Annotated in this window: 14 protein-coding genes; 13 read left to right on the top strand and 1 reads right to left on the bottom strand. The window is 50.9% G+C overall.

The genetic code is table 11. The annotated features are described in order from the left end of the window. Window positions 1–88: 88 nt before the first annotated feature. From hisC to KS4_RS08110, 13 genes are all read left to right on the top strand, one after another. Window positions 89–1,174 carry a histidinol-phosphate transaminase gene (hisC, locus tag KS4_RS08170; protein WP_145076895.1) on the top strand — a complete coding sequence of 362 codons (1,086 nt, stop codon included), beginning with the start codon at window positions 89–91 and terminating at the stop codon, window positions 1,172–1,174. Continuing rightward, window positions 1,171–1,755, top strand: a complete 585-nt coding sequence (hisB, locus tag KS4_RS08165) for an imidazoleglycerol-phosphate dehydratase HisB (RefSeq protein ID WP_145076892.1) — start codon at window positions 1,171–1,173, stop codon at window positions 1,753–1,755. Before hisC ends, hisB begins: the two co-directional genes overlap by 4 nt. A 301-nt stretch (window positions 1,756–2,056) precedes the next feature. Continuing rightward, on the top strand, window positions 2,057–3,145 hold the full coding sequence (locus KS4_RS08160) for a LacI family DNA-binding transcriptional regulator (protein ID WP_145076890.1): 1,089 nt from the start codon (window positions 2,057–2,059) through the stop codon (window positions 3,143–3,145). 99 nt (window positions 3,146–3,244) lie between these two features. Then, complete coding sequence (surE, locus tag KS4_RS08155) at window positions 3,245–4,036, top strand: 5'/3'-nucleotidase SurE (RefSeq protein ID WP_145076888.1); 792 nt, start codon at window positions 3,245–3,247, stop codon at window positions 4,034–4,036. A 160-nt stretch (window positions 4,037–4,196) separates the two neighbouring features. Then, complete coding sequence (mgtE, locus tag KS4_RS08150; RefSeq protein ID WP_200761707.1) at window positions 4,197–5,612, top strand: magnesium transporter; 1,416 nt, start codon at window positions 4,197–4,199, stop codon at window positions 5,610–5,612. Window positions 5,613–5,635: 23 nt separating this feature from the next. After that, window positions 5,636–6,655 carry a DNA polymerase III subunit delta gene (gene holA, locus KS4_RS08145; protein WP_145076884.1) on the top strand — a complete coding sequence of 340 codons (1,020 nt, stop codon included), beginning with the start codon at window positions 5,636–5,638 and terminating at the stop codon, window positions 6,653–6,655. Between the two features lie 208 nt (window positions 6,656–6,863). Next, a complete protein-coding gene (locus KS4_RS08140) occupies window positions 6,864–7,931 on the top strand; it encodes a hypothetical protein (protein WP_145076882.1) in 1,068 nt (355 codons plus the stop codon). A 74-nt stretch (window positions 7,932–8,005) separates the two neighbouring features. Continuing rightward, a complete protein-coding gene (locus tag KS4_RS08135; RefSeq protein WP_145076881.1) occupies window positions 8,006–8,467 on the top strand; it encodes a RidA family protein in 462 nt (153 codons plus the stop codon). Window positions 8,468–8,819: 352 nt separating this feature from the next. Next, window positions 8,820–10,100, top strand: a complete 1,281-nt coding sequence (locus KS4_RS08130) for a hypothetical protein (protein WP_145076879.1) — start codon at window positions 8,820–8,822, stop codon at window positions 10,098–10,100. 124 nt (window positions 10,101–10,224) lie between these two features. Beyond that, window positions 10,225–11,244, top strand: coding sequence for a lysophospholipid acyltransferase family protein (locus KS4_RS08125; protein ID WP_145076877.1), 1,020 nt, complete (start codon window positions 10,225–10,227; stop codon window positions 11,242–11,244). A gap of 385 nt (window positions 11,245–11,629) precedes the next feature. After that, window positions 11,630–12,082 carry a response regulator gene (locus KS4_RS08120; protein ID WP_145076875.1) on the top strand — a complete coding sequence of 151 codons (453 nt, stop codon included), beginning with the start codon at window positions 11,630–11,632 and terminating at the stop codon, window positions 12,080–12,082. 395 nt (window positions 12,083–12,477) lie between these two features. Further along, window positions 12,478–13,701, top strand: coding sequence for a hypothetical protein (locus KS4_RS08115; RefSeq protein WP_145076873.1), 1,224 nt, complete (start codon window positions 12,478–12,480; stop codon window positions 13,699–13,701). A gap of 124 nt (window positions 13,702–13,825) precedes the next feature. Then, on the top strand, window positions 13,826–15,187 hold the full coding sequence (locus tag KS4_RS08110) for a hypothetical protein (RefSeq protein WP_145076871.1): 1,362 nt from the start codon (window positions 13,826–13,828) through the stop codon (window positions 15,185–15,187). A 69-nt stretch (window positions 15,188–15,256) separates the two neighbouring features. On the opposite strand, the gene KS4_RS08105 is transcribed toward KS4_RS08110, so the two are convergent. Beyond that, window positions 15,257–17,320 (bottom strand): heavy metal translocating P-type ATPase, encoded by a 2,064-nt coding sequence (locus tag KS4_RS08105; protein WP_145076869.1) that lies wholly within the window; start codon window positions 17,318–17,320, stop codon window positions 15,257–15,259. Window positions 17,321–17,743 lie beyond the last annotated feature (423 nt).

Below are 17,743 nucleotides of genomic sequence, written 5' to 3'. Positions count from 1 at the left end.
AAGTTTTGCGTGGGTAAAGTGTTAAGAGCCCTACACCTCAAATCTGTCGTGTTGACCAGCTGAGCGTGTAGTGGGAAACTGGGTAGCCATGAGTTATGAACGAGATAATATCAGACGCTTGAGTGCATACACGCCGGGTGAGCAGCCTAAGGCCGCGGATATCATCAAGCTCAACACCAACGAAAACCCATATCCGCCCGTAAAGAGCATTATGGATGCATTGTCGTCCATTCAGGGCGAGCATCTGCGGAAATACCCCCCAGCCACCGCGATTGAGTTCCGAGAAGCAACCGCAAAAGTCCATAGCGTCCAACCCGATCAGGTCATCGCAACAAATGGCAGCGACGAACTACTACGCCTCGCGATCACCTGCTACTGTGAGCCTAATAGCGATTCAAAGAAAAAAGGCGCTCTTGGACTCACTGACCCCACCTACTCGCTCTATAACGTTCTCGCGGACATTCATGACGCCCTAATTGTCTCTATCGACCTCGATGACCAATATCAGATGCCTACTGATTTGGCGGAGCAGTGGAATCGAGCAGGCTGTACATTAGCCATGATCGTAAATCCCCACGCCCCATCAGGCCGTGTGTATGAAATCGATCAACTCAAAATGATCGCCACAGCTTTCAACGGCATCCTCATTATTGACGAAGCCTATGCCGATTTTGCCGATTTCAATGCGCTCGACCTCGTTCGTGAAAACTCTGGCCTCAACAACGTCCTTATCTCACGAACATTCAGCAAAGGCTACTCACTCGCCGGCCTCCGTTTCGGATATGGCATCGCCCCTGCCAGCATCATTGACACACTAAATAAGGCCAAAGACAGCTATAACACCGATTTTATCTCTCAAAAACTCGCGACCGCAGCCATTTTGGCACACGATGATGTCGCAAAAACATGGGATTTAGTAAAATCAGAGCGGTCACGTGTCGAAAATAAACTCATTGGCATGGGTTACCACGTATTCCCCAGTCAAACCAACTTCCTGCTCGCCATCCCACCCAAAGATGCACCGCAGGCGGAGGCAATCTACCGGCAGCTTGCCGAACAGCACATATACATTCGGCACTTCAGCATGGCCAATATGCGTGATAAGATCCGCATCTCAATCGGCACGCCAGAGCAAAACGACACTCTCCTCCAAGCAATGAAAGAACTCAAATGAGCAACCGCACCGCACTAATTGAACGAAAAACAAACGAGACCGAGATCAAGCTCGACCTTGATCTCGACGACTCCGGCTACGAAATGAATACAGGTGTCGGTTTCTTTGACCATATGCTCGATCACATCGCCCGCCATGGCCAAATTGCCCTCAGCATTACCGCAAAAGGTGATCTTCACGTCGATGACCATCACACCGTCGAAGATGTCGGAATCGTCCTCGGTCAAGCCATCGACAAAGCACTCGGTGATAAAAGGGGTATCGAACGCTACGGTTCCTCTGATGTCTGCATGGATGAATCTCTTGCCCGTGTTGCTCTCGACCTTTCAGGCCGCCCTGCGTTTGTCTTCCACGTTGATTTCAAAGGTCATGGCAAAATCGGCACGTTCGACGTACAACTCGTCAAAGAGTTTTTCAATGCCGTCGTCAATAACGCCAAAATGAATCTCCACATTGAAGTCCCTTGGGGTGAGAATAACCACCATATCTCCGAGGCCGTTTTCAAAGCCTTTGGCCGCGCTCTACGCCAAGCCATTGCGGTGACCGGAGACCAAATCCCCAGCACTAAAGGCTCACTCTAAAGCCTTATCGCCAAAATAAGTATATACCCTAGCCTGGTTAAACCGGGCTTTTTATTTGCCACTGTTTAATGAAACTGCTTCTGAAATCATCTCGTTTTTCCAGACTTTTCTGAAATAACTTCGCTAACTTTGACATGAATCATTCGCAAATTACCCCCAGAAAAGGTATAAAATACGCCCAGTCGTGCTGTCTTTATTGACTTAAACATCAGACCGCAAGGCTTTTAACCCTTTGCTAATATGAAACATATGGCAAAGACTTCAGTGGGTTCGCTATTATTAGCTGGGAATTAACACGCGCATGAACGGTCAATCACTCAAAGATTTAGTACCCCGCAGGGATCAACCTCTTCACCAATACGTCAAAGACACGGTTCTTGCCGCAATCGAGTCTGCTCACTTCAAACCTGGCGAACGTATCAACAGCACTCAGGAGCTTTCTCGCCTTCTTGAAGTCTCCGTTGTTACGGTTCACCGCGCTTTACAAGAACTCGTCAGCGCCGGTATCCTCGACCGCCGCCAAGGCCTCGGCACATTCATCGTCGATCAAAATGAACGTGAACGACAACTCAAGCAACTCCTTCGTATAGGTGTTGTCATCCGCTCGCAAGCCATGATTGGTGACCACTATCACGGCCAACTTCTCGAAGGCATGCGTCAAGCCGCCAATAACCACCGTGTCGAAGTCGCATTACTTCATTACGAATCCGACATGTCCAACCCATGCCACGCTTACATCCATATCAACCCAATGCAAAATGAAGTCGCTTACTTCAACTCTCGACTCCCCAAAGAGGCACCCGGCATTGTTCTCGCGGCTAACACCGAAATGAAAAACATCGCCTCCGTCGGCGTCGACAACGTTGATCTCGGCAGGCAAGCAGTCGAGCACCTCTACCAACTTGGCCACCGAAAAATCGCCTATGTCGGCGGACCTCTCATCCTCTCTGACAACTATGACCGCCACGCCGGCTACATTCAAACTTGTAAAAAACTCGGCCTTGGTACATCCGGCGACCACATCCTTCTCTCGCAAAGCAATATCCTCAGCCAAACAGAAAAAACGCAGCTCAGCACAATGTTCGCCTCAAGTAACCGCCCCACAGCGATTTTCGCCTCCGGCTTCTACTTCGCACTCAACGCCTATGAGGTAGCGAACAAGCTCCACCTCTCAGTCCCTGAGAAAATCTCCGTCATCGGGGTCGACGACCCACGCAGCGCAATGTATCTCCTCCCCCCCCTCACCACCATGAAGCAGCCACTCATCGAGACCGGCCACGCCGCCCTCTCTCTACTCGTCGAATACCTCCGTGGCGAAACCCTCCAACTCCAAAATCAAACGCTACGCTCAGAACTTGTCATCCGACAATCAACCTCAGCCCCCCAATAAACCACGCAAACAATAGTCATAGATTTCAATTTCTATGCCCCGATTGTGAAAAATCCATTCACTAGAGCGTGTTTGCATGAGGAGTGATACAATCAAATCATGCGGATTCTGCTCACCAATGACGATGGCATCGAAGCACCAGGTCTGATCGCGCTCTACAACGCCATCAAAGACCTTGGCGATATCCTCGTTGTGGCTCCTGCCACCGTGCAATCTGCCACGAGCCACGCTGTCACATTCCACAAGCCTGTCCCCGTCGAACACAAAACCTACCCTGACTTCACTGGCTACGCCGTTCACGGCCGCCCCGCTGACTGCGTCAAACTCGCCGTCGAAGCCATCTCAGACAAACCCATTGATCTTGTCATCTCAGGCATGAACGCCGGCGCCAACATCGGCATCAACGTCATCTACTCAGGGACAGTTGCCGCCGCACGCGAAGCTGCATTCGAAGGCATACCCGCGATTGCAGTCTCACTGCATATCGGTGACTTTGATAACATCCGCTGGGAACAAGCCGCAATACATGCTCGTGAAGCCATCAAACTCGTCATCGACGGCCCTCGCGACGCTCACTCGGTCATCAACATCAACATCCCAATACTCGACTCCGGCGATCCTCCTGTCGGCATTAAAGCCGTTCCCATTTCTCACGCCCCCATGATCACTCGCTATAAATCTGACTCAGATCCCGATGGCCACGAAACATACGCCGTACATAATGCTATGGAATTCAGCCGAATCGACCCCGACACTGATGTTGATGCGATCTTCCAACGATACACCACCATCACTCCGCTGCACTTTGAATTGACTCATCTGAAACAGCTCAACCATTGGCAAGCACACATCGCAGCACATAAGTCTGGTATACCATCTAGAATCGGCTAGATCACGCTATCCCCGATGATCTAAGCCAACAAGGGCAGGGCCCACAAGGGGAATTTCAGTGCGGTCAATCGTGTCGTTATTCAACAAACTTCATTTGCTGAAACGACCCTATAGCCGATTCTCCCAACTATCGATTTGACTCTGTTCGGGAATGCCAGCTATGCCAGAGCAATCAAAGCCATCCATCACAGATCCTAAACTCGAGCCTATCGAACAGCTCGAAGCGATTCTTTCGACCTCGGATAACCACAAACTCGAATCTTTCGTCTACGAAATCCCCTCCGGCGAAATGGCCCGTACCATCTCGCTACTTGATGAAGAGGATCAGAAAAGCCTCCTCACTCGGCTCCCCGCCGACGCCGCCGCCTGGATCGTCGAAGAACTCTCTCACCAACAAGCCGCCGACATTATCGAGGAACTCCACCCCGATGACGCAGCCGATATTATCGACGAACTACCGTCCGACGAACAGGCCGACATCATCGGCGAACTCGACGACGATGACGCCGAAGCCATTATTGAAAAAATGGAGCCTGAGGAAGCCGAAGATGTCAGGCTTCTATCCAAATACGACAGCGATACCGCTGGCGGCCTCATGGTCACCGAATTCCTCACCTTCCTCGGCGACACCACCGTCGGCGATATGGCCGACAATATCCGTCAAAATGCAGAAGAATATCACGAATACGACGTCCAATACCTCTATGTCGTGAACCCGCAGGAAGAACTCCTTGGCGTTGTTCGCATGCGTGACATGGTCATGTGTCGCCCCGAAGTCAAAGTCAAAGACATCATGATGTCCTCCCCAAAATTTGTTCACGTCAACGACCACCTCGACTTCCTCGAAGACTTCTTCGACGCCATCTTTTTTAACGCCGTTCCCGTACTCGACGAGCAAAACAAAATGGTCGGCGTCCTAAAGCGCGCCGACATGGAAGAAGCACTTGGCGACCGTTCTGAACGCCAACTCCTCCGACTCGGCGGCATCATCGCTGGCGACGAAATGCGTACCATGCCCACATTCCCGCGCGCCGCTCGCCGCCTCGCTTTTCTTGGCCCAAACATTTTCCTCAACCTCATCGCTGCTGGTGTTTTAATCTATTACCAAAATACGATTTCACAGATCGTCGCACTCGTTGTTTTCATGCCCATGATCTCCGACATGTGCGGCTGCTCAGGCAACCAAGCTGTTGCCGTCTCTATGCGCGAGTTAGCACTCGGCCTTGTCCGCCCAACCGACATCTGGCGAACTGTTATCAAGGAAGCTGCGGTCGGCATCATCAATGGCTTGATCCTTGGAATACTGATCGGCTTACTCGCGTGGGGTGTCGGCAGCTTTGACCTTGGCCCACTACAAGGCCAACCCAATATCGCACCAATGCTTGGCCTCGTCGTGGCACTCGCATTCTTCTTCAATTGCATCATTGCCGTCATCATCGGTGGCACGGTTCCACTCGTACTCAAAGGTCTCAAAATGGACCCCGCCATGGCTTCCGGGCCAATTCTCACTACCATCACCGACGTTTGCGGCTTCGCGCTCATCTTCGGCCTCGCCACCTGGCTTATCATTCCATAATTTTCTTGTAAACTGACCCAAGCATGGCAAAGAAAAAAGCTACATCCAAACCCGCCGCAACTGTTGACGCTTCAACGCGCATACTCGTCCTACATGGCCCTGATGAGATGCAAAAGCGCGAGCACCTCACCACTCTCCGCAATGCCCTTGCCAAGCAACATGGTGAAGTTGAGACATTCAACTTCGATTCCCGCACTGCCACACTCGCTGACGTTTTCGACGAACTTCGCGCCTATTCGCTCATGATGACCTACAAAATCGTCATCGTCGAGGATGCAGATCAATTCGTAAAATCTCACCGCGACGCACTCGAACGCTACGCCGACGCTCCCGTTGATCACGCCACCCTCATTCTCCGCGCCAATACATGGCACCGAGGTAATCTCGATAAGAAAATTACCCCAATCGGCGCCATTATCAAATGCGAACCGGCCACCCAAGCCCAAGCCATCCAATGGGCCGTGAAACACTGCAAAAAACAGTACAAAACCGAAATCGATCGCCCCGCCGCTCAACTCCTCGTTGAGCGTCTCGGCCCAGACCTGCTCATGCTCGACACAGAGCTCGGCAAACTCTCACTCATGACCTCATCCCCCGACCAACCCATCACCGCCCAACTCGTTGAACAAACGACCCAAAAAGGTTCTGACGAAGAAGCTTGGGCCATTCAGGAAGCGATCCTCGACGGGATCGTCAACAATACCCCTGGCAAATCCATCGAAATGCTCCACGAACTCATCGATCTCTCAGGGAAGCCTGATGTTCTGGTCATGTATTTCGTTGCTGATCTGATGCGAAAATTCGCCAATGCGCGTTCCATGAAGCTCGCTAAAATCCCCGATGCCACCATCGCCAAACAACTCAAACTCTGGGGTCCTCGCCAACAAAAATTTTTCCGCGCACTCTCCATCCTCGGCTCAAAGCCCGGTGCGATCGCGACTGTCTTCGACAACGCCGTTCAAATGGACAAACGCTCAAAGTCTGGCCTTGGCAATGCTCTCAGCAACCTCGAAACTTTTACCTTCAAGCTCGGTGCCCTCTAAACACCCATTTCTCTTCTACGCATCTTGCTCACACATTTTCCTTTTGTGGACTTCTGTAAAAGATAGACGCGGGGCTGGATCTTCAGCTATCATGCTCCTTATTCATTTAAGTAATTGAAACCAATCGTTTTCAATGATGACTTAAACGTCGCTTTCAAGCTCACGGACGAGCCACGCTGACCATCATCAGCCTTTTGCAGGAGGCATCATGTTGCGACCTTTTCGCCACACATCCGTAAACATTTTGGCCGCGCTGCTCATCATCACTCTCTTCCTTCCCGCTTGTACTGCGCCATATTCAAGCAAGAAACAGAACTCACTCTCCCAATCCGAGATCGACAAACTCAAAGAAATTTCTAGTTTTGTCGAGCAACTCAAAGCTCAGCCGCAACTCGCCGAACAGCCCATGCCCACACAACCCGCTCCCCCACTCACCACTAATATAAAACCATCTCAACCTAATCCATCACCCCAGCAAGCAAACCAAGCCCCCATAGTTGAAGAGCCCACAACACCGCCTGTTGCTATCTCAGTTGACCTTAAAAACCCACTCGCAGGCCTCGAACAACAAGAAATCCTCTCTGAACTCATCCGCCGCAGCCGAGAAGAAAATTCACCAGCCCTGCAGAAAGCAATGCTCGCAGCATCGCTTTCCCTCCTTGATCAAAATCAGGAGATGGATTGGTCAATCACAACAAAACTCTCCCCGAACCAAAAGCGCATGGTCGAACGCTATCACGCCATGCTCCTGGCCCTCTATTCCCAAGCTGCCGATTCAAAATATAAACTCGATCGCGCGAAAATTGACCTTCAGCTCAACTCATTGTTTGGCAACCAGCCACTCAATATCACCACAGCCAAACTCATCTACTCCGTCCTCAGCTACGGCGTATACAAACCATTCGAATCAACCACATTCCTCGCAGGCAAAGATAACCGCCTCGCTCTCTACTGCGAACTCGATAACTACAAAATCAATCAAACCCCTAATGATCAATACGAGGCCAATCTCAAGCAGGAAATCTCCCTCTACGACTCCAACGGCTATCAGGTCTGGAAACACGAAGCCAAACGCATCAAAGACGTCTGCCGCAATCCACGCCGCGACTTCTACACCGCCATGAAATTCACTCTACCCGCACGCATCGGCGTCGGTAAATTCCGCCTTAAAATCCGCATTACAGACGAAAATAACGACGCTGTCGCTGAAACCTCAATCCCCATCAGCTTCGTTGCCAACTATAAAGTTAATTCCGTTCTTGAATCCAAAAAATAATTGGATTTCATTGCAACGTCGGAAATATGATTGTTTATGTCATTCCAGTCCGACAAACCTTGTGAGTAAACACGATGAATATCAAAGAAAAACTCGCCGAACTCGGCTACGAACTACCTGCCCCTCCCAAAGCTGTTGCCGCTTACGTCCCATGGCAGATCTCTGGCAACACACTCACCCTCAGCGGCCAAATCCCCATGAAAGACGGCCAGCTCACCGCAACAGGACAAATCCCCTCTCGATGCTCACTCGAAGACGCACAAGCAGCAGCAGCTCAATGTGCCGTTAACGGCCTCGCCGCAATTGCAGGCGCACTCGATAACGATTGGAATCGCCTCGTCAAAATCGTAAGACTTGGCGTTTTCGTCAGCTCTGACGCCAACTTCTCCGAGCAACATCTCGTTGCCAATGGCGCCTCAGAACTCCTCGCAAAAGCTCTCGGCGACAAGGGCATTCACGCTCGATCAGCCGTCGGCGTCTCCGCACTACCGCTCGATGCAGCAGTCGAAGTCGAATTTACTGTTGAAATCAAATAATTTTCTCTATTTCGGCCAGTCAACCCACTTCAATCACGCAAAGACACACCGCAAGCAACCTGCTCACTTGCAAATTGGAAAATCGCCATACTTTTCGCGTTTTTCCGCACTTTTTAACCCTCGTAAAACTGACCCAATAGCATAGAATGACACTTAGAGGTGCTTCAGCCTCTTCAACATCGTATATTTGGTGAGAATTTTACTGGACTTACAGCGCTTAGCACTTGACGAAAGTCCGATTCTCTAAGACACTTGTGGAGACTTAGGTCTCGTTAATCAGGACTGGACTAAGGCCGTTCCCCAACACTCCCTCGAACGGCCATTGACATTCAGCATAACCTGGAGTTTGCATATGGCACGTGCACGTAGCGGCGGTGGAGGCGTAGTAGTAGCTTTAGTCTGCTCAGTTCTAGCCACAATTATTTTCGCTTTCATTTCTCTCTTCCTCTATGTCCAAAAGGGCAATGTTACGGAAGAAATGGAGAGCGCTCAGAAAGAGCTCAACCAGTTCGTCACTAAAGGCGAAAGAAGCCGCGATGAAATCGCCGCTCTGAAATCTGGCTCCGGCAGCGTTATTTCAAAGCTACTTGATCAAAAGGCTAATCTTGATTCTCAAGTTCTTGCCTCACAAGGCAAAATCGCTGAACTCAACGCCAAGCTCAAAGCAGCTTCAAAAAACATCGAAGATGCTGAAGCTTCAAACAAACGCTTCTCAAACATGGCGCAGCAAGCAGCAGCTCAACGCGACCAGACCAAAAAAGATTACAACGCTGCTCAGTCACAGATCAGCGGCACAATCGCCAAACACGACAAATTTGCCAAGGACCAATACGACCGCATCGATCAGATGGGTGCCCAGCTCCAAGGCCAAATGAAAGACACGCGTTCAGAGCTTCAAGGCAGAATTGCCGAGCTTACACGCAAAAATGAATCGCTTACCTCGGAAGTTAAACGCCTTCAAGGTGAACTTAACGCTGGTAAAGAGTACGGCGACAACTCTGTGGCAATCACCTCTGCTGACGGCCAAATCTCTGGCGTCACAGAACAAGACACCAACCTCGTCTACATCAACCGTGGTTACAATAACCGCATCCAGCTCGGTATGACCTTTGAAATCTTCAACGCTGGCGAACTCATCAAGCTCAACGATTACGATGCACTTCGCGGCAAAGCAACCATCGAAGTCATCAAAGTCGACGAAAACAGTGCTACCGCTCGCATCGTTCGACTTAACCGCGGCAAGGCTGTCACCTCTGGTGATCAGATCGTCAACGCAGTCTACAACCCATACGTTGGCCAGAAGTTCTACGTCTACGGCGACTTCGACATCAACGGCAAAGGTGCGACAACCCGCGAAGACCACAAGCAAGTTCTCAGCATGATCGAGCGTTGGGGCGGCACACTCACCAGCAAGATCACTGCTGACATCGACTTCCTCGTCCTCGGCGAAGAGCCTGAAGTCCCCGCACCGCTCACCGACAACATCACTGACCCTGCTCAAATCGAACTCATCGTGCAAGCTCAGAAAGACTACGAAACCTACCAGGAACTCGTCGGTCAAGCCCGCACACTCAAGATCCCAGTACTCAACCAAAACCGCTTCCTCGCCCTCGTCGGCTACTACCAGCGCTAAATCTAATTCATAACATTTACAAAGGCAGGATGACTCATCATCCTGCCTTTTTTCTTTCCACATCTGACGACTTCATCAATCGCAGCACCACATCACCATCGAATCAGCTAAAATATCCACCTGCATGGCACGTAACCAAAGCAAATTCACTAACTGGTATCAATACATGGCCGCTCGCCTCGCCGCCATGGGACTCACCATGTTTGATGCCGATCGCAACCTACGTACTGCCACTGAACTCTCAAAGTACTTCTATCTCATCGACAAACGCCACAGAGAGCGTGCTCGTAACTCCATCGCCATCGCTTTCCCAGACTGGTCCCCCGAACAAGTCGACCATGTCACCCGCGAGTCATTTCAACATTTCCTCCGCCTTGCGCTTGAGGTTATCCACACCCCGCGTGAAATTCAGCACGATACCTGGGCCGATCGAATCACCGTCCGCAACATGGGCCCAACACTCGAAATCCTCAATGCACGCCAGCCCGCCATCATGCTTACCGGGCACATAGGCAACTGGGAAGTCCTCGGATACTACCTAGCCATGCTTGGCTACGACATTGATGCCATTGCCCGTCCCATCGACAATCCCCTCATCAACGATTGGCTCCTCGGCATCCGTGAGGCCAAAGGCATGCGAATTATCACCAAATTCGATGCCACCGAACGAATGCTGCAAGTCCTCAATGCCGGTGGCACACTCGGCTTTATCGCCGATCAAAACGCAGGTGACAAAGGCCTATTCGTCCCATTCTTCGGCCGACTCGCCTCCACATACAAATCCATCGGCCTCCTTGCCATGAACCAGAACATCCCAGTCATCTGCGGCTACGCCCACCGAGATACCCCCGGTTTTTCCTTCGAAATGGGCGTCGTCGACACGATCTACCCCGAAGATTGGGCCAATCAACCCGATCCCTTATACTACATCACCGCACGATACTCACGCGCACTCGAAACCATGGTCCGCATGCGACCTGCTCAATACCTCTGGATGCACCGCCGATGGAAATCTCGCCCTAGGCACGAACGCCTCGGCAAGCCCCTACCCAAAGCCCTACAGCGCAACATCGAATCCCTCCCATGGATGACCCCCAAGGAAATGGAAATCCTAAAACACCCCCCCGTTTCCAACCCTGCCTGATGTGTCTCAGGCACCACGAATCACGCGAATTTGCACCAATCCACACCACTCAGTCGATGCTTTAAACAGCAACTCATTTATTTTTTCACGCTTTTTCACGTTTTTTCGCCCACCAAACACGACACTAACCTATTCAGTGGCCGACAATTAGAGTAGTTCGCGTGATGATTGCCTTAATAACCTTAACTGCATCCAGCAGCAGGCTAACCAAAGCAAGATATTTAGTATAAAGATCTAAATATCATCGAAATGCTATTTCGCAAAACGCTCTTAAACTTGCAACAACAAAAACGCTCGCTTGACCGCGTTTTTACTTGACGTAACAATCTGTGTACGGATTCACGCCCCAAGCGCGTCATCCGCTCATTCGATAAGGAAATCAAACATGCTCGAAGATGAACAACTAAGACTCGAAGGACGCAAGATCCTCATCGTCGATGATGACTACGAAGTCCGCGCAGCCATCGACAACGCACTCCAAGCCGAAGGCGCTCTCACGCAATCCTGTGGCGACGGCAACTCCGCCGTTAGAATCTGCGAAGTCGATCCGCCAGAACTCGTCATTCTCGACATGATGCTTCCCAAACGCTCCGGCTTCCTCGTTCTCGAAAAAATCAAACGCTTCGAAAACGCACCTCGCGTTGTCATGGTCACCGCCAACGAAGGCCGCCGCCATCAACAGTACGCAGAAGCGCTTGGCGTTGACGGCTACATGCTTAAGCCTGTCCGCCTCGAACGCCTCATCACCCTCGCTCAGGAACTCATTGACGCAATGCCGCCAAGAGAACCTGTCGCCGACTTTGATGACGACGCAGACTACGAAGCAGACGAAGAATAATTCACGTTATTCGAATCCCAACAAGCTCACAAAAGCTCAGGTCGCAACCTGGGCTTTTGTCATTTTTGTCACGCTCGGTTCCATTACATGTAAGAACATCTGTTCGCTGGCTTGCCATAAATTAAAAACACACAAAAAATCGCTCCAGTTTTCTTAATTTGCCCAATTCCACGGTTTTCGTGAACGCCATCATCATTTATACTGTACCCATTGTTGTAACGTCACTCGGATCAATGATTTGGAGCCAATCTCCTTCTCCCCGTTTGACCGTGTACCACAATCACACCCGCGGCTTTCCGCCTACTCCACGCCGCTCCCTTGTGGCCAGCCCCCCATGCCTGCCACATTCCAACCTTCTCTTCAATCACAAAGCATCGCCCTCTGGAGGCAAACCCATGCTTTTTTCTTTCAAACGCTCTCTTGTTCCCCTCGCTTCTTTTTTCCTCGCAGCGTTCCTGCTCACGAGTTCTACCTTCGCCGAAAATCTCATCGTCGAAATGATCGATGGCACCATCCACAAAGGCGAAAAAGTCAAAGACGCCGACAAAGTCCTCATCATCAACATCACCGGCCAAAAAATTCCGCTTCAGAAGAAGCTCATCAAAAATGTCACCATCGCAAAAACACCTGAAGAAATCTACATCGAAAAACGCCTCGACATTAAAGACGATGACTTCAACGCTCGTATGTCGCTCGCATATTCGATGAATGACATCAAAGCATATGCCATCGCAAAACGTGAACTCGATGCGATACTCAAAGATAAACCCGGACACGGCCCCGCAAAACGCTTACTCAAAGTCATCAACACACGCCTCGCAATGCAACAACACAAAGCCGCGCAAGCAACCAAAACCGCAAAGAATAAGCCTGAAACCGCTGAGAAACCAAAACCTAATTCCCGCTCAAAAAACCAAATCGAGCGTAGCCAACTCATCTCTGATGAAGACATGAACCTCATTCGGCTCTGGGAGCTCCCCGCCGATCTCGATGCCTATAAACCACGCATCAAAATCCCACGCGAAAATATCGATAAACTCTTCGAAAAATACAACGCCGAAGAGGCTGTCCCCAAAGGCAAGCGTGAACGCTCCCGCTTCTATGGCAAGAAGGGCTACAAACAAATCGACCTCTTCTTCGAACTCGGCGCTCGCGAACTCTACCGAGGCATCGAAATCTTCGACGATCCTCCCGCTTTCAAATATTGGCGACAAAAGCTCAACGCTTCCTACGCCAGCAAGTATTTTAAAAAATATTTCAACAACACAACCATCCCCGGCCTCATCCTCTTCGACCGCCGCCCACACGACGAACTCGAAGCCTACTCAAACTTTTTCATCCTCACCCAACTCGAACGCGACGGCATGCCCCTCATCAACCGCGCAGATCCCGAAAAATCAATACTCTTCCAATGGGGCCTCCCCCGTGACGTCGCCGAATACCCAGCTCCAAAAGTAACCGGCTGGAGACCTTTCTTCAGGGGCAAAGAAGACCAGAGATTCATCGACGCAATCTATTGGATCAAAGGCCTCTACCAGGAACTCCCCGTCCCTGACTATGGCGTCAAATACTCACCACACTCTCCCGCCTCACCTAAACCAACACCAAACAACAACTAAGCCTCAATCGGCTCACTGTTTATAACTTTTAATTCAGCGTAATCGTTTTAAATGCCCCGTTTTTCGGCTATCTTATTAGGACGTTTACCATCCGCCAATCGCGGCTTCATATGAGGATTGACACGTGCGTAAGACACTGATCATGTTAAGTTCGTTAGCCCTGTCCGGTCTCACCATCGTTGGTTGCGATCAACAGGCCGCTCAGACCGCAACAGCTCAAGAAAATCTCGACAAAGCTATCGCTCAAATCAACGTCGCAGACAATAGCTACGACCCCAATAAAAGCGTAGGCATCCCATTCGACGAGTTCCGCAACATTGAACTCGCCAAAGCACTCAAAGACCTCTCAAAGGTTCAGAAAGACGGTGCCGATTACCAAGTCGTCGCAGCCTCACAGCTAAAAGCCGACATCCTCCTCTCCAACGCACGCTTCGAACTCGATAGCGCCAAAAAGCTCTTCGCAAAGATCGGCCCTAAAGCCGCTTCACTGCTTCGCTACGTAGTCGCCGTCGATGACGCTGAATCCACCGTCAAAGACATCGATACTTCCATCGACGTCTCACCAATCGTTAACACCGCTTCCGCTGAAATCAAAATCCAGCAACAGCGCATCAGCCAACTCGCGATTGCTGCAAAAGAAGTCCAATCCAAGCTCAATGCCATCGACAAGAAAAAGCAAGCTTACCTCGATAATTCTCAGACTCACTTCGCAAACGCACGTGAACTGAAAAATAAAGCTTTCAAAGTCACCGGCGATATGGCTTACAAACTCGAAGCTGAAGCTTCCGCAGAACTCCGTAAAGCAAACGAAGCGTCTGCCGAATCCGACAAGCTAACCGCTGCAGCCGAACGCCTTCAAGTCGCACTCTCACTCAATGCCACCGAAACCCAAGCCGCAACCAATGTTGTCAATGAACTCAACGCAGGCAAAGAAGCCGCCAAAGTGGCCTCAAACGCCAGCAAACAAAACCTCGAAGATGCTGTCCGTCAACGTGATGACCTTTACGAATCATTCCGCCAGGAATTCAATAAGATCACGACCGACTATGCTCAAGATGTGAATAAGGGTTTTGACGCCGCCATCGAAAGCGCAACCGCTTCCATCGCTGCTCTCCAGCAAGCCTCCAGCAAAGCGTCTTCATCAAGCCGTGCTCAGGTTCAAAACGACCTGCTCATCGCTTACTGTGCATTAGCCAACATCCTGTCCGAGCAGGCATCAGCCGCCGCGTCATTCGCCGAAAACATTGCTGTCATTATCGACAACAACAACGGTTCAAACACCTCGATCTCCTCAGAAGAACTCGCTTTCGTCAGAGAGATTTACAACAACATCTCTAACAAGCAAGTTCAAATCCTCAAAGACGCTGAGCAAGCCATCCAAGATGCACGCGAGCAATTTGCTTCCGTCACATCCGACAATGCCGGCCAATACGACGCCGAAATCAAATCCTACGAAGTTCGCATCGAAAACGCAGTACTTCAATAGACCCTTCAACGGTAAACTCAAAAGGCATCGATTCATTTCGATGCCTTTTTTTTATGCCATCCCTAACCGCTACTCACCCTTCCCATACCCCAACAACCTTAGAGCATTAAACACCACCACCACCGTCGACCCTTCATGCAGCACAACCACCGGCCCAATCTCCAAGCCCGACATGGCCGCCGGAATTAATATCCCCACCATTCCCAAACTAATCCATAAGTTCTCTCGCACGATCACCTTTGCTTTCCGCCCCAGCCCTACAGCCGTCGGCAACCCTCCCAAACGATCTGACATCAGTGCCACCTCCGCCGTCTCTAACGCCACATCACTCCCCGCCGCTCCCATCGCAATCCCAACCCCTGACCTTGCCATCGCAGGCGCATCATTCACACCATCACCCACCATTGCCACAACCTCTCCCCCCGTCCCCAATCGCTCCACGGCTCCCACCTTATCCTCTGGAAGCAGCCCCCCCATCACTTCATCAACCCCTACCGCTTGCCCCACTGCCTCAGCCACCCGCTCATGATCCCCCGTCAACATCACCTGCCGTTTAACGCCCATCTCCCTCATCATCGCTACAACCACCTTAGCCTCCTCACGGGCCTCATCCATCACACCAAGCACACCCAAATATCGCTCCCCCTTCTTCACCACCATCGTTGTTCGCCCTCCGTCACTCAGCCGCCCAACCTCACGCTCTACCTCCGCCTTAGCCTCGCCGCCTACCTCCTCAAACATTCCCAGCTTGCCAACCATCACAGCTTCACCATCAATTACACCCTTCACCCCAAAACCTGTCACACTCTCCGCCTCTTCCACCTCTACGCCATCGCCACCATCTAATCGATGATTAGCCCCTTCAACAACAGCCATCGCCAGCGGATGGCCGCTCTCTTTCTCAACGCCCATTGCCACCGATAAGAGTTCTCGCTCACTCACACCTTCACAACTCACCACATCCACCAGCCGAGGCTCACCCTTCGTTAACGTCCCCGTCTTGTCATACGCAACCACATCCACCTCACCCAACGCCTCAAGTGCTCCACCACCTTTTATCAGTATCCCACCTCGCGCCCCCCTTGCAATTCCAGACAACACCGCACTCGGCGTAGCAATCGCTAACGCGCACGGACTCGCTCCCACCAGCACCGCAATCGCTCGATACAAACTCACATCAAACCCCTCATCAATCACCACCCATGCAAACAACAGCATCACCACAAACCCGATCACACACGGCACGTACACACGCTCAAACCCCGCAGTCAGCAACTCAGTTCTCGATCGCTTCCCTTGAGCCTCTTTCACCATTCTAATCAGCCGAGACAACGTTGAATCTCCCGCCGCCTTACTCACAACAACCGACATCGACCCGCGACCATTAATCGTCCCCGCAAAAACCAAACTCTCCTTCCCAACCCGATCAATCATCTCAATCACACGACTGGAACGTTCACCACCATCCACCTCATAAGCAACCTTCTCAACCGGCACGCTCTCTCCCGTCACCGCAGCCTGATCAACCTCACTCCCCCCCTCCACGACAACCCCATCAACCGCGATCCGCTCGTCCGGTCTGACCTTCACCAAATCCCCCACCACAATCTCTTCAATACCCACCTCGACTTCTTGACCATCTCGGATCACCCGCGCAAACGTCGGCGTAAGCTCAGCCAAACTTTCTATCGCACGCTTAGCCCGCCCCATCGCATAATGTTCAAGTGCATGCCCCAAACTAAACAAAAAAAGTAAAAATGCACCATCCCCATATTCACCCAAATACGCCGCCCCCCCCGCCGCCACCAGCATCAAAAAATCAATCTCAAACCGCCCGCCGCTCACACTTTCAATCGCTTCTTTCAGCGTATACCATCCACCAAAATAATAAGCTCCCAGCACCCACACCAACCCCACCCATTCTGGCAATCCAGTCAGCCACCATAGCAGCGCTCCCACCACCAAACACACTCCAGACGCTATCGCATAGATCAACTCCGAATTCTCACCCAACCATCCCCCATGCCCTGCCACACCAGCATGATCATGGTCACCACAACACACCCCACCCCCACTCACACCACCACCCCGATCATGTCCGCTGTGGTACTGCATACCTTTATGAAAAACCATCATTGTTTAAACTTTCGATTGCTCATTCGTTCTTCGACAATAGTCATCGCATCAATCGCATACCTCATCCATCGACACCACGCGCATAACAACATCAACCGCTCGATTACCAAACCATCAAACGATCCAATACTCTTCTAGTTAACACTACATTAATTCTATCCCCAAATATCAGCACAAGAATTACCTCAACACTCAAATCTGGCCCTACTGTATTATCCGATAACACAGACCAATCACCACCGATGACTTGGGCAATCCCGCAACTGAATATCATAACTCGACCATGTTGAGAACAACCCAATTGATATGTAAAACGCCTGTGTATGTCGCCAATAGCCGTGAGCTATTCAATAGTCACACATAGAAAACTTCAAATACTCTATAACATCGTATATTTTATTATATCTCATTACATATAAA

The sequence above is a fragment of the Poriferisphaera corsica genome, assembly GCF_007747445.1.
GTDB classification, from domain to species: domain Bacteria; phylum Planctomycetota; class Phycisphaerae; order Phycisphaerales; family Phycisphaeraceae; genus Poriferisphaera; species Poriferisphaera corsica.
Note: the sequence above shows the minus strand (reverse complement) of the source record. Positions and strands in the feature narration are given on the sequence as shown.

Bases quoted from the DNA above. Each gene is read 5' to 3' on its own strand.
- hisC (WP_145076895.1), top strand. From the start codon at position 89: ATGAGTTATGAACGAGATAATATCAGACGCTTGAGTGCATACACGCCG.
- hisB (WP_145076892.1), top strand. From the start codon at position 1,171: ATGAGCAACCGCACCGCACTAATTGAACGAAAAACAAACGAGACCGAG.
- KS4_RS08160 (WP_145076890.1), top strand. From the start codon at position 2,057: ATGAACGGTCAATCACTCAAAGATTTAGTACCCCGCAGGGATCAACCT.
- surE (WP_145076888.1), top strand. From the start codon at position 3,245: ATGCGGATTCTGCTCACCAATGACGATGGCATCGAAGCACCAGGTCTG.
- mgtE (WP_200761707.1), top strand. From the start codon at position 4,197: ATGCCAGAGCAATCAAAGCCATCCATCACAGATCCTAAACTCGAGCCT.
- holA (WP_145076884.1), top strand. From the start codon at position 5,636: ATGGCAAAGAAAAAAGCTACATCCAAACCCGCCGCAACTGTTGACGCT.
- KS4_RS08140 (WP_145076882.1), top strand. From the start codon at position 6,864: ATGTTGCGACCTTTTCGCCACACATCCGTAAACATTTTGGCCGCGCTG.
- KS4_RS08135 (WP_145076881.1), top strand. From the start codon at position 8,006: ATGAATATCAAAGAAAAACTCGCCGAACTCGGCTACGAACTACCTGCC.
- KS4_RS08130 (WP_145076879.1), top strand. From the start codon at position 8,820: ATGGCACGTGCACGTAGCGGCGGTGGAGGCGTAGTAGTAGCTTTAGTC.
- KS4_RS08125 (WP_145076877.1), top strand. From the start codon at position 10,225: ATGGCACGTAACCAAAGCAAATTCACTAACTGGTATCAATACATGGCC.
- KS4_RS08120 (WP_145076875.1), top strand. From the start codon at position 11,630: ATGCTCGAAGATGAACAACTAAGACTCGAAGGACGCAAGATCCTCATC.
- KS4_RS08115 (WP_145076873.1), top strand. From the start codon at position 12,478: ATGCTTTTTTCTTTCAAACGCTCTCTTGTTCCCCTCGCTTCTTTTTTC.
- KS4_RS08105 (WP_145076869.1), bottom strand. From the start codon at position 17,320: ATGGTTTTTCATAAAGGTATGCAGTACCACAGCGGACATGATCGGGGT.